This window comes from Rhizobium sp. L9, assembly GCF_002531885.1.
Lineage (GTDB): Bacteria > Pseudomonadota > Alphaproteobacteria > Rhizobiales > Rhizobiaceae > Rhizobium.
Map to the genome: position 1 here is coordinate 143,239 of NZ_NWSZ01000011.1, position 13,176 is coordinate 156,414.

11 protein-coding genes and 1 pseudogene are annotated in these 13,176 nt (G+C 59.9%); 6 read left to right on the forward strand and 6 right to left on the reverse strand.

Going from position 1 to position 13,176, the window contains the following annotated elements:
* Positions 1 to 57: 57 nt before the first annotated feature.
* The 6 genes from CO660_RS13265 to CO660_RS13290 all read right to left on the reverse strand — a co-directional run bounded on the left by CO660_RS13265 (position 58) and on the right by CO660_RS13290 (position 7,006).
* Positions 58 to 1,710 carry a GMC family oxidoreductase gene (locus CO660_RS13265; RefSeq protein ID WP_097599086.1) on the reverse strand — a complete coding sequence of 551 codons (1,653 nt, stop codon included), beginning with the start codon at positions 1,708 to 1,710 and terminating at the stop codon, positions 58 to 60.
* Positions 1,711 to 1,794: 84 nt separating this feature from the next.
* Positions 1,795 to 2,877: an ATP-binding cassette domain-containing protein gene (locus CO660_RS13270; RefSeq protein WP_097599087.1), complete on the reverse strand. Its 1,083-nt coding sequence runs from the start codon at positions 2,875 to 2,877 to the stop codon at positions 1,795 to 1,797.
* Positions 2,878 to 2,885: 8 nt separating this feature from the next.
* Positions 2,886 to 3,770, reverse strand: a complete 885-nt coding sequence (locus CO660_RS13275; RefSeq protein WP_085780761.1) for a carbohydrate ABC transporter permease — start codon at positions 3,768 to 3,770, stop codon at positions 2,886 to 2,888.
* The gene (locus tag CO660_RS13280) at positions 3,770 to 4,657 is read right to left on the reverse strand and encodes a sugar ABC transporter permease (protein WP_097599088.1); all 888 of its coding nucleotides are present in this window, start codon (positions 4,655 to 4,657) and stop codon (positions 3,770 to 3,772) included. Before CO660_RS13280 ends, CO660_RS13275 begins: the two co-directional genes overlap by 1 nt.
* Before the next feature lie 105 nt (positions 4,658 to 4,762).
* Entirely contained in the window at positions 4,763 to 5,995 is a 1,233-nt protein-coding gene (locus CO660_RS13285) for an ABC transporter substrate-binding protein (RefSeq protein WP_097599089.1), read from the reverse strand.
* Positions 5,996 to 6,052: 57 nt separating this feature from the next.
* A complete protein-coding gene (locus CO660_RS13290; protein WP_097599090.1) occupies positions 6,053 to 7,006 on the reverse strand; it encodes a sugar phosphate isomerase/epimerase in 954 nt (317 codons plus the stop codon).
* A gap of 219 nt (positions 7,007 to 7,225) precedes the next feature.
* On the opposite strand from CO660_RS13290, the gene CO660_RS13295 reads away from it, so the two are divergent.
* From CO660_RS13295 to CO660_RS32790, 6 genes and pseudogenes are all read left to right on the forward strand, one after another.
* Entirely contained in the window at positions 7,226 to 8,296 is a 1,071-nt protein-coding gene (locus CO660_RS13295) for a LacI family DNA-binding transcriptional regulator (RefSeq protein WP_097599091.1), read from the forward strand.
* A gap of 199 nt (positions 8,297 to 8,495) precedes the next feature.
* Positions 8,496 to 10,370, forward strand: a complete 1,875-nt coding sequence (locus CO660_RS13300; protein WP_097599092.1) for an adenylate/guanylate cyclase domain-containing protein — start codon at positions 8,496 to 8,498, stop codon at positions 10,368 to 10,370.
* 95 nt (positions 10,371 to 10,465) lie between these two features.
* The gene (locus CO660_RS13305; protein ID WP_097599093.1) at positions 10,466 to 11,797 is read left to right on the forward strand and encodes a hypothetical protein; all 1,332 of its coding nucleotides are present in this window, start codon (positions 10,466 to 10,468) and stop codon (positions 11,795 to 11,797) included.
* Between the two features lie 8 nt (positions 11,798 to 11,805).
* Entirely contained in the window at positions 11,806 to 12,411 is a 606-nt protein-coding gene (locus CO660_RS13310) for a hypothetical protein (RefSeq protein ID WP_097599174.1), read from the forward strand.
* Positions 12,412 to 12,441: 30 nt separating this feature from the next.
* Entirely contained in the window at positions 12,442 to 12,816 is a 375-nt protein-coding gene (locus CO660_RS13315) for a hypothetical protein (RefSeq protein WP_097599094.1), read from the forward strand.
* Positions 12,817 to 13,029: 213 nt separating this feature from the next.
* Positions 13,030 to 13,107: pseudogene (locus tag CO660_RS32790) on the forward strand (S-adenosylmethionine--2-demethylmenaquinone methyltransferase); the annotation flags it as partial.
* Positions 13,108 to 13,176 lie beyond the last annotated feature (69 nt).

A 13,176-nucleotide genomic window follows, 5' to 3' on the forward strand; every position in this document is an offset into this window, starting at 1 on the left:
GCCACTCCACATGCCGGCGAACTTTTTAGACGCCGCCTACACGAGATGGAGGCGTGCCTAGAGCAGCCCCGTTCGGTAATGGTCGACAAGGTTGCGGCAAGCGCGGATCGTCAGCGCCATGACGGTGAGCGTCGTGCCAGCGATGCCGCTGCCCGGAAAGGCGCTGGCGTCGGTGACGATGAGGTTCGGAGCATCCCACAGTTGATTGTAGGGATTGAGCACTGAAGCTTCCGGGCTTTCGCCCATGCGCGCACCGCCGGTTTCATGAATTGCTGCGCCCATGCACATGGTCTTGCGGAACCATGTGCGGAACATGAAGCGGCTGAAGGCATCGGCGTCGGGAAAGGCGCCTCTGCCCATCTCCTTGAGGCCGGTGGGCGATCCGATGAATTCAAGATCGCCGCCGACCTCTTTGACCATGGCGATCAACGTCTCCTCCTGCCGGCGGAGCAGCCGCCGCTCCTCCTCCTGCATGACGCAGCGAATGTGTGGCACCGGAATATTCCAGGCGTCCTTGCGCTTGCCATCGAGGGTGATGCGATTGTCGGCATAGGGCAGCATGCGGCCGAAGCCGAAGAAGGCGAGACGCGCATCGGCCTCCTGTGAAACCGGCGCCCTGCCGATGCTGCCCTGATAGTCGAAATCGCCGCGGGCGGCGTCACCCTCGCCGAAGCGCGGGATGAAGATGCCACCCGACGGATTGTAGAAAGGATCGACAGGAGCGGAATCGTCAATGGCCCAACCCTTCGCCTTGGGAAAGGAACCGAAGGCGAGGCATGGAAGCTGGTCCATGAAATAGCGCCCGAGCGCGCCCGAGCTGTTTCCGAGCCCAGAGGGATGTCTTGCCGATGCCGAATTCAGCAGCAGTCGCACGCTCTCAATCGGCGAGGCGGCAAGCACGATTGTCGCGGCGCGAGCCGTCGAAACCTTGCCCGTGTTGCGATCGATGAATTCCGCACCGGTGGCGCGGCCGGTTTTTTCGTCGGTGGTGATGCGACGCACGACGGCGTCATAACGGACGGTCAGCCGGCCAGTCGCCTTTGCGTCCCGCAGCGGTCGCGGCATGCGTTCGGCGTCCGGCGCGATATAGCGCCAGGAGATGACGCGCCGGTCCGGCCAGCGGCTTTCTACAGCCTGCTTGAATATCTGCTCGGCGGGCGTGAGGCTTGCCGGCTTCGCATAGACGCCGTCCGGCAATGTCGGCACATCGTCCTTGTTGCCGTAGAGCTCGAGATAGGCCTCGACTTCGTCATAGAAGGGCGCAAGCTCGTCATAGGAGATCGGCCAGTCCACGCCCTTTCCGTTGCGCGATCGGATCTTGAAATCATCGTCGGTCCAGCGCAGCAGCACGCGGCCGAAACTGTGCAGACGCCCGCCACCCTGGCGGCCGCGGATCCAGAGAAAGGGCTCGTTCTTCGGCGTCGTATAGGGGTTCTTGCGATCGTTGACGAAGAAGTGGCTGAAGCGCTCGGTAAAGAAGGCCGCCCGCGCCTGGATCGGCTGGCCCTTCAGGGTGGCGCGCGCACGCTCCCATATATTGATGCTGCTTGCCGGCGCCTTCTTGCGTGCCGGGTCGAAATCCCTGGGGCCGACGGCCGGCCCAGCCTCGAGCAGCAGCACCGACAGGCCCTTGGCCGTCAGCTCTTTGACCGCGAAGGAACCCGCCGCGCCGGAGCCGATCACCAGCGCATCATAAACGATCTCAGACATGTCTTTTCAAATCCTGTCCTGGAGCAATTCCTCAATGCAGCGCAAAGCGCATCCGAAATTGCGGGAAAGCAAAGGAATGGCGCGTCAAAGCCGCGATCCATCGGCAGCGAAGAGTGACGCCTTGGTGATATCAAGGCCCGGAGCCATGGCATCGCCGGGCTTGAAGTCGACGTCGCCCATGAAACGAAGGGAGAGACTGTGCTCCGCCCAGTCGAACCAGACGACGGCATCCGAACCCATCGGCTCGACGACGGAAACACGGCCAGCAATCGTGGGAAGCCCGCTTGCCGCCCCGTCGAGCACAAGGTGCTCAGGGCGAAAGCCTAACGTAACAGGTCCTTCCACGGCAGCCGTGCGGAAGGCATAGTCGGTGAGGTCGACGGCTAGGCCGTTGCTTCTGAAGACGGGTGCTCCGCCGCCGCGCTCGATCCGGCCCTCGACGAAATTCATCGCCGGAGCACCGATGAAGCCGGCGACGAAGAGATTGGCCGGACGGCGGTAGATCTCGGCCGGCGAAGCGAGCTGCTGGATCACGCCGTCGCGCATGATGGCGATGCGGTCGGCGAGCGTCAGGGCCTCGACCTGATCGTGGGTCACGTAAATCATGGTATTGCCGAGGCTTTGATGCAGCTTCTTGATCTCGACGCGCAATTCGTTGCGCAGCTTGGCGTCGAGATTCGACAGCGGCTCGTCGAACAGGAACACATCCACTTCTCGCACCAGTGCCCGGCCGATGGCGACGCGCTGGCGCTGGCCGCCGGACAGCTCGGCAGGACGCCGGTCGAGCAATGTGTCGAGATGGAGAAGCGCGGCCGTGCGGGCGACGCGTGCCTCGATCTCGGCCTTTGGCAGGCCTGCGACGCGAAGCCCGAAGGAGAGGTTCTTGCGGACCGACATGCGCGGGTAGAGTGCGTAGGACTGGAAGACCATGCCGATGCCACGGTCCTTCGGCTCCTCCCAGCTGACATTCTTGCCCGAGATCCAGATTTCGCCTGCAGTAATGTCCTGCAACCCGGCGATGGCGTTCAGAAGCGTGGACTTGCCGCAGCCGGAAGGGCCGAGCAGCACCAGGAATTCGCGCGGCGCGATATCGATCGACATCTTCTCGATCACTGTATGGTCGCCATAGGCGATCTTCAGATCCTTGACGGAGACGGCAGATTGCATGGAATACGTTACCCCTTGACTGCGCCGGCGGCGATGCCGCGCACGAACCAGCGGCCGGACAGGAAATAGATGGCGAGCGGAACGATGGCGGTCAGGATCGTCGCCGCCATGTTCACGTTATAGGTCCGCTCGCCCATCGTGGTGTTGACGATGTTGTTGAGCTGCACGGTCATCGGCAGGTTGTCCCGGCCGGCGAAGACGAGGCCAAGCAGGAAGTCGTTCCAGATGCCGGTGAATTGCAGCATCGAAACCACGACCACCATCGGCACGGCGATCGGCAGCATGATCTCGAAGAAGATGCGCCAGAAGCCGGCGCCGTCGACGCGCGCGGCCTTGCAGAGCTCCTCCGGCACGCTGACGAAATAGTTGCGGAAAAGCAGCGTCACCAGCGGCAGTCCGAAGATGACATGGACGAGAATGATGCCGGCGAGCGAATTATAGAGACCGATATTCGCCATGGCGCGAACCATCGGATAGAGGAAGATCTGATAGGGGATCAGACCACCGGCCATGAGCAGGCCGAAGAGCGCATTTGCCCCACGCGGCCGCCAGAGCGACAGCGCATAGCCGTTGACGGCGCCGATGAAGACCGAGAGCGCGACGGATGGCACGGTGATCGCCACCGAATTCCAGAAGCCGCTACGAATGCCGACGCAGACGGTCCCCATGCAGGCGCCCGACCAGGCGGTCACCCAGGCGGAGAAATCGAGCGTGGCAGGCAGGGCAAAGATCTGCCCGAGCCGGATTTCGTCCATCGACTTCAGCGAAGTGACGACCATCGTATAGAGCGGCAGAAGGAAGAAAAGCGCAGCGCCGACCAAGAAGGTATAAAGGCCGATGCGTCCCGCCGTGATCCGTGCCGGCTTCGGCCCATTCGGGTGAGGCTGGTTCATCACGCCCCTCCCTTTGCCTGGTTGCGCATGTGCATCGCGTAACGGAACGGCGCGACTGCGATGACGACGCCGAGGACGAGCACCGTCGCGCCTGCTGTGGCAAGGCCGAGGTTCTGGCGCCCGAACAGATTGTCCATGATGAATTTCGCCGGCACTTCGGTCGCATTCCCGGGGCCACCATTGGTCATGGCGACGACGATGTCGTAGGTCTTGATCACGCCCATGGCGAGCAGCATGCCGGCAGCGGCGAGCGCCGGCCCGAGCTGGGGCAGAATGATGGAGACATAGATGCGCCAGACGGGAATGCCGTCGATGCGCGCCGCCTTCCACTGCTCGGCCTCGATGCCGCGTATGCCGGCAAGCGCAATCACCATGACGAGCCCCGCGCCCTGCCAGACGCCGGCGAGCACGAGCGCGTAGTTCGCCATGTCGCGATTAACCACCCAGTCGAGCACGAAGCTTTCCCAGCCGAGCGAACGCACGCTTGCCTGAATGCCGAGTGTGGGATTGAGCATCCATTGCCAGATCAGCCCCGTCACCACGAACGACATGGCGTAGGGATAGAGGAAGATCGTCCGAAAGGCGCTTTCGAAGCGGATCTTGCGGTCCAGTGCTGCGGCCAGCAGGAAGCCGAGCACCAGACAGCCGGCCACATAGAGGACACCGAAGATCAAGACGTTTTGCAGCGAGGCGAGCCATTTGGCGGATGCGAAGAGCTTCGCATACTGTGCAAAGCCGACATAGGTCGAGGACGGAAAGAGTGTGGAGTTGGTGAAGGACAGCCGGATCGACCAGGCCATGGTGCCGATGAAGACCACGACCGCGGCGAACCATGTCGGCAAGAGGGCGATGGTCGCGGAAAGATTACGCTTGCGTTTGACGGACATCGGCCAGCTCTTTGACGGATGGAAAGCGGAACACCCGCCGCCGCGTAGCACGCAGCGGCCGGCAGCCGTGGCCATCGGGGTCGGCCCGACACCACGGGCACGATCCTACTCGAAGATGGCGAAGAAGTTTTCGGCAGCGGTCCCCGCGTCGTTCGAACCGCCGCTCCAATATTCGTCGACGAAATCATCGAGCGCGCCGACCTGCTGGGGCGTGAGCACGATCGCCTGATCCGGCACGATGGCGCCGGCGCTCATCAGTTCGAGACCCTTTTGGGCGCAGGCATCGAGTTTCGACTTGTCGACATCGGAGCGCATCGGAACCGAGCCCTTCTTGAGGGCGAATTCAACCTGGACGGTCGGGTCCATGACGACCTCGGCGAGAAGCTTCTGCGCCTTGTCGGTCTGGGCGTTGCCGGTCTTCGGGAACCAGAGGGCGTCGGCGATATAGACCATGCCCTTGGATTCAGGAGCGATCATGCAGCCATAATCCTTGCCCGGCTCCTGGCCGGCAACTGTGAATTCGCCCTTGGCCCAATCGCCCATGAACTGCACACCGGCCTTGTCCGTGATCAGCATGGCGGTTGCGTCGTTCCAGTTACGGCCGGCCGCGCCCGCATCGACATAGCCGCGCAGCTTGCCGAGGATTGCGAGCGTCTTCTTCACGCCCTCGACTGAGGCTTCGCCTTTGTCCTTGTCGGCATAGATCTTCAGGAAGCCGTCGGTCCCGACCTGCGAGAGCAGGATCATGTTGAAGACCTTGGTCTGCTGCCAGGGCTGGCCGCCCCAGGCGACCGGGATGATACCGGCGGCCTTGAGCTTGTCGAGATCGATGAAAAACTCGTCCCAGCTCTTCGGTTCCTGCGCAATACCAGCCTTGCTGAAGGCTTCCTTGGAATAGAAGACCCAGCTTTCGCCATGGGCGCCTGTTGGAGCGAGATAGACCTTGCCGTCATAGGAAATGAGATCATGGATCGATTTCGGCAGGGAATCAGCCCATTTGCCGGCGGCGGCTACGTCGTCTATTGGATTGAACAGGCCCTGGCTGACGAAATCGGCGGCGGCAAGACCGATGACGCCCTGCTTGGCGCCCGGCGCGTCACCGGCAACGATGCGGTTCTGGAAGGCGGCATCGGCCGCGCCGAAACCGGCGATCGAGGAATCCTTCCAGACGCCCCCGCGCTTTTCGAATTCGCTTCTGATGACGTTCAGGGCCGCGGCTTCGCCGCCCGACGTCCAGGACGACATGATCTCGATCGTCGGCTTGTCCTCGGCATGCGCCGCGGCGACGAGACCGGCGAAAGCAACGCCGGCAAGAAAAAGCTTCATCATGGTCTTCATTGTTCCACCTCTTGGAAATGCCCTCTTGGCGGGGCGTTTGTCGTCTTCGGAATAATATCAGCGATAGATCGGCAGGAGCGCCTGCCGGACGAGCGTCAGCCCGTTGGCGATGTCGCGGACGGGATCCGGCGCGGCATCGAGTTCTAGGATCGCCCAGCCTTCATAGGCCCGGTCGCGCAGCAGCCGGATCCAGGCCGGCCAGTCGACCCGTCCGAGGCCGAAGCCGCAGAAATAGGGCTGGTGGCGTTCATGGATGTGCTTGTCGATCGGGGTGTCGGCAGGCATCGGACCGATCGCATCCTTCCAGTGAGCGATGATCATCCGCTCGTGATGGCGATCGACGAGCTGGACGGGGTCGGAGCCGGCAACGATGATATGGGCCGTGTCGGGGCACATATGCACATAGGCCGGATCGGTCAAAAGCATCATCAGGTCGACGTCGCGCGCGCCGGCAAAGACCGAATGCGCCTCCGTGTGCAGCGCCAGCCGGACGCCCCTGCCATGGAGGATCGCGCCGAGCCGGTTGAGGAAATCCGCGATTGCCTTGGCACGGTCGAAATCATGGAACTGCACCGGCTGGGCGCCGAGAGTCTGGCGGAGGGGCGCGCCGATCACCATGATGTCGCTGCCGCAGGCTTTCAGGAAATCGGCATATTGTTCCGCCTTGTCGATCAGCGCGCGCTGGGCTTCAGGGTCGGTAAAGTCTCCCGCTGCCTCGAGCTCGGCAAAGAAGCCGCTGCAAAGCGTCAGCCCGCGCCTTGCCAGTTCGGCGGCAAAGCCGTCAATCGAACCATAGGTCTTGATCGCGTCCTGCCAGTTGAAGGGAGAGAAGGTCAACTCGACACCGGTGACGCCGGAAGTCTGGACGCTGTCGAGGATCTTGTCCCAGAAGGCGCGCGGCGCGGCGCGTGCATGGTCGACAATTGCATCATGGCTGCCGACGCCCCAGAAGCCGGGATGGAAGAACGTCACGAGATCGACGCCGAAGCGTAGTCTGTCGTCAGTGGCCATAACCTATCCATTCTCAAGCCACGATCCATCTGCATGCGAAGCAGCGGCTACGCATGCAATAAATCATGCATTTCAAAGCCTTAGAAACGGCAATCGTTTGCCATGCACAAATGATAGCCAAGCTGGTTTTTTAAGCAAGCGATTTTTGGCAAACGTTTGCTATAAATCGTCACCTGCCTTAGAATCGCAAATCGAAGCATCCGGGAGGCGGAATTAAAGGTGAATAAAAACAAAGATGTGGCGGCAGAAGAGCCGTCCGGCGCGTTGATGGCTGACGTTGCGCGGCTCGCCGGTGTCGCGATATCGACGGTCAGCAGGGCGCTTGCCAATCCCGGACGGGTCAACGAGAAGACCCGCGCCAAGATCAATGCGGCCGCTAGGCAACTCGGCTACACGCCGAACGCGATGGCGCGCGGCCTGAGGGTTGGAAAATCGAACATCATCATGATCATCCTGCCGGGATCGCTTTATTATGGCGTCTCCCAAATCATTCCTCAGGTCCTGCAGAGCATCAATAAGACGCTGATCCAACGCGGCTATAACCTGATGATCGCCAACCTTGATCGCGACGAGGCCTCCGAGCGACACATTCTGGATCTCGCCTTCGGCGGCAGCGTGCGCGGCGCCATCATCCTGTCGTCGAAGCTACCGGAGGTCGAGGGGCGTTCGCTGGCAAATTCCGGCCTGCCGATCGTGTCGATGCTGCTCGACATGAGCGATGCGGGCCTGCAGAGCGTCGTTACCAACGATCGCGAGGCTGTGCGCGACGTCACGGCCGAGCTGGTCCGGCTGGGGCATAGGCGGTTCTTCTATCTTGCCGGCCCTGAAGGCAATTATCACGATGTCGAGCGCTATGGCGGCGTGCTCGAGGCGCTCGATGCAGCCGGCTTGCCACAGCAGGCGGTGCGTCGCTCGGGCGGTCGGCTCGATTATCAGCACGGCTTCGACATCGGCGTTCAGGCGGCGGACGATTTCACGAAGCTGGCCGAAAAACCAACAGCGGTTATCGCCACCAGCGATGACATGGCCATTTCATTCATCAGCCGCATCAAGCGTGCAGGCTTGTGCATCCCCGATGATCTGTCCGTCGTCTCCTTCGACGGCTCGCCGGTCTGCGAATTCTCCGCGCCGCCACTCTCAACGATCGAGCAGCCGGTGGAAGAGATGGGCCGCGCGGCGGTGGAACTCCTGCTCGACACCATTGGCCGGGCGCAAAACCCGGCAAAGCTGCGCACCGTCATCCGCAGCAGGCTTATCCTGCGGGAGAGCATCGCCGCTGCGAAAACTTGACGATGCCGGAACCGGCGGCCTCTCGTTATGAGGGGCCGCACCATCAATTCTGAAGCTCCATTCAAATCATCAAGCGGCTCCGGCGGTTCTTACAACCGAGCGGGAGATTTTGGTTGTCAGTAATACAATCGTCCGGCAACATTACTGGCTAGCTTCTTGAACTGAATAGTATTGCCACCAGCGCGTTGAGGAGACGGGCATGTGCGCAGAGCTTGTTGAACGTCGGCTGGCGGCTATTCTGGCTGCCGATGTGGTGGGCTATAGCCGCCTTCTGGAAGCCAATGAAGAGGAGACGCTCAACGCCCTTCGTCAGCATCGCCGGGAACTCTTCGATCCTGCTGTCGCAACCCATGGCGGACATATAATCAAGGTCATGGGTGATGGTTTTCTGGTCGAATTCGGCAGCGTGCTAAGTGCGGCACGCTGCGCTGTCGAAATCCAGCGCGGCATGCTGGAGCGCAACATAGGGATTCCAGCGGACAGGCACTTTGCGTTCCGCATAGGCTTGAATCTCGGCGACATCGTCTTCGATGAAGATGACTTTCATGGGGACGGCATTAATGTCGCGGTCCGGCTGCAAGCTCTTGCAGCCCCTGGCGGTATCGCCTGTTCGGCGGCCGTGCGCCACGAAGTCGCCAACAAGCTCGGCCTCGGTTTCGCAGACCAGGGCGCCATGACCGTCAAGAATATATCCCGACCGGTCCATGTCTATTTTGCCGATTGGGGCAATGCCCCCTCCAGCGAAGAGATTCCGCTTATGGCAGGCGGACACACACGGGCGCCCTTCAACAAGCCGTCGGTTGCAGTTCTGCCATTCGCCAACATCAGCAACGATCCCGAGCAGGATTTCTTCAGCGACGGCATCACCGAAGATCTCATCACTGATCTGTCGAATGTTTCAGGCCTGTTCGTCCTAAGCCGCAACACTGTCTTTACGTGGAAAGGCCGGAGCGAAAACCTCCAACGCATCGCTGCCGAACTCGGCGTTGCCTATATCGTGGAGGGCAGCGTCCGCAAGGCAGCAAATCACGTCCGGATCAATGCGGAATTGATTGAAGCAGCGAGCGACGGTCATGTCTGGGCCGCGCGTTACGACCGCGACCTGACCGACATTTTCGAAATGCAAGACGAGATCGTGAAGGCAATCGTCGGGCAGCTCAAGGTCAAGCTGCTGCCGGAGGAGAAGCGGGCAATCGAGCAGGCGCCGACAGAGAGCGTTGAGGCCTATACGCATTTCCTCCGGGGGCGCGAATACTACCATATTGCCTCACGCTCCAACCATCTGATGGCCAGGCGGAGCTTCGCCAGAGCCATCGAACTGGATCCGGGTTATGCCCGCGCCTATGCCGGCATCGCGGTCTGCGATGCGCGCCTGCGGTCTCAATTCGGCGCTGAAATTCCGGTGGAGGATATTCTTGCAAACACGGCGACGGCGCTCGTTATCGATCCCAATCTGGCGGAGGCCTATGCGGCCAAGGGATTTGCTTTGGCGGTGGCCGGCAATCGCACTGAGGCAGTTTCCGCATTCGAGCAGGCTTTGTCGCTCGATGCCAATTGCCACGAGGCGAACCGCTACTATGCCGAATTTTGCGTGACGGACGGTCAGTTCGAACTTGCGGCTACGCACTTTCAGCGGGCGATGGAAATCAAACCTGCCGACTACGGTGCACCGATCATGCTTGTGAATGTCTTACGTTCACTCGGACAAATAGATAAGGCCAGCAGCTATGCCAGGATCGCATTGAAAAGGGCGGAGGAGGAACTGCGGCTCCACCCAGAGAATGCCAATGTTGCCTGCCTGGGAGCGACGGCCCTTGCCTTCCTCGGTGTTCGCGACACCGCACTGGAATGGTTGGCGCGCTCCCTGGCGACGGATCCCGATGACATAAACATTCAGTACAACGCCGCCTGCACCTATGCACTGCTTGGCGAGATCGATCGGGCGATAGACTTGCTTGAAGTCTGGATGCCGCAAGTCGGTATCGAAATGCGACTCTGGTTCAAGAATGATTCCGATCTCGATCCCATCCGCAGTCACCCGCGTTATTTGAAACTGGTTTCACTGTCTGAATAACGCCCCTAATACTATTTTATTACTTGCTAAATCTGCCGCGAGCGTCGAATGTCAACTTAAACTGGCAATCATGAAAGTCTTTTGAGGGGGAGCGGATGGGCACCCGGTTCAGACTTTTTGTGCAGCCTCCCTTTGAAGATGCTCGGTCCAGTCCCGAGATTGTCGAAGTGTCGTCTCCGTTGGGCAGCCTGACCGCTGGTCCGGCCGACGATCGCATGTTTGTTGTTGAGCCGGTCGGCAAAATCTCTCCCTATGGCGTAAACCACGGCCCGCTCGGAACGCCGTATATGTCCCTTCCGCCCTGGACCGGCAAAATCCTCGAGCCGGCCAATCCCGACTGGGGCGGCAATTTCGACCATCTCCGACCTTCGATGCCCGGTTTCGAAGCCGCACATGTCTTCGGCTGCGTCCGGTTCACACTCGATGTCTGGGAGCGCTATCTCGGCCAGCCGCTTACGTGGCATTTTCGCGATCATTACGACCGATTGGAAATCTCCATTTTGCCGCAGTGGGACAATGCTCAGTACGGCTATGGCTTTCTTGAAGTCGGCAGCCAGTTCGAGAAGGACGGGCGCATCCTTCCCTTCAGCCTGGATTTCGACGTCATCGCCCACGAGGTGGGACACGCGATCATATTCAGCGTCCTCGGCGTACCGCGCCCGGGAACCGAGTATCCGGAATATCTCGGTTTCCAGGAGGCCTTCTCCGACTGCGTGTCGCTGATCGCTGCCATGCATTTTCCATCGGTGATCGATAATGTTCTTGAGGAGACGTGCGGCAACCTTTACCGGGCAAATCGCCTGGCCCGTTTTTCGGAATTTTCGCCGCATCGCCAAATTCGTTCGGCAAACAACAAACGGACGATGGCCGAGTTCACTCGTGGCTGGAAGGACGAACACGAGCTCTCGCAACCGCTCACCGGTGCGGTATTCGATATACTCGTCGATATCTTCCACGAGAGCCTGGTGGCGCGAGGTCTTATCTCGCGGGCCGTCGAAGATCTCTCCGATATTGCCGAGTTCGATCCGACTGCCGAGGCACCCGTACAGCACGCTTTCGACCGCGCTTTTGGGCGGAACCCGGATGGATTTGTCGAAGCGCTGCTCGATGCACGAGACATCGCCGGCACATATCTGGCCGAAACCTTGTGGGCTCTCGCACCCGATTTTCTGGACTACGGCGACGTCGCGGAAACGATGCTTGCAGTTGATCGGAAGGAAAGTGGCGGCCAATTCGCGGGGATCATCACCGGAAATTTCGGGCAACGGGCGATCGGCGAGCTACACGCCGGCGCGCCTCTCAAGGGTAGCGAGCATCGCAGCCATTTTCACTCTGCGCGAATATTGCTGCCGAGAGATCATCTGAAGCTTCCGAAGATGAGCTATCGCGAGAAAGTTCTGCTGTCGACATCAGCTAGGAGTCAATGATCACAGAGATGGAGGGAGAAGTGGCAGACAATGAAACTTTACTAGGCATATCATCGATACATCTGTTCGGACGTCCGCTGAGCGATCTGATCCTTAGAGGAGGCCCCATTTATCAGAATCTAAGCGTACCAATAGCGGGAAGAAATAATTTTCTGAGAGACCAGCTTGGTGCAGCTGACGCGGTTCTGGCGCGAATCTTCGCCTTCTCCTTCGAGGGGGCGTTCGTTGAACTTGGTCGACCAGCGATCTTCGTTGTCCACGGCCCGGGAGCCGACCCTGACGATCCGCCGCCGAGGAACGTGGGTGGCGATATCGAGTATGACAGATTGTATCGGGCTCCTGGTTCGAGCGCGCGAACCGGCCTTGGCTCCCAATTCGGAGCACTCGCCAAGGACATGAGGGTCTGGATTTATGACAAGGGCGACGTCTCGATGAGACTGGATGCTGAAACAGGAACCCTCGAGCAAATCCTTCTGTCGGCCGAGGTTTCCTCTGACCCCCGTGGGATGGCGAGCGGCGCGATGTCCAGATCGGGCGGTGCCTTGTCCCGTTCCGGTGGCGTGATGTCAAGATCAGGCGGGTTCATTCCTCGAAGATCAGGCGATAACGAGTAATCCAAGTTAAGACGGATGAGGGAGGATCATATGCCCGCCGCAACCCCTAAAGTTAAAATCGAGCGCCTCGAGCCGGAGACCGTCGTTGCGCCATTACTTGTTCGAACGCCCTTTAAAATAATAGGCTCCGGTCTCAGCAACAAGATATATGTCTATATCTCTACTCAGCCAGACGGGAGTGACGACGTTTCAAACCCAACTAGCAGCGACGAGAAAGAAACCTATAAAATCAAGATAGATACCGACGGCTCCGCGACGAGCACAGACAAAGTGTTGTCGCTCATTGTTAAACCGGAACTAGATGCCGGCCCATTCGACGAAAAAACTGAGTTCTGGATTGCCATAAAACTGGATGACATGAAGGGCAAAGTTGAAGCGACACGAAAAACATTCAAACTTGTCTAACTCGAGACTACTATCGATCGCAGATTGAGGGCCTACGGGCCTTAAGCGCTTTGGTCTCAATAGCGCCGGCTGCCATCACGGCGTCCGGCGCTATGTCCCCACAGGGCGCGGATTGCGCTCCATCAAAACTTCGTCTGACCCCATCAGTCGGCGCGCCGTGCTACGAAAATCACAACACCGGGCGATCTGAATCTTCGGCTATGCCCGGTGCCTAAGGCGGGCAAATCGGTCATCGAGGTCAGCAATCTGGCGCCGGTGCTGAAAGCCAAGGGCCTCGTCGTCGACATCTGACGAACGACGGAGGGCTCCAAGGGCTCATGTCCTAAGATCGGTCTGGACACTATTATGGACACATGTTCT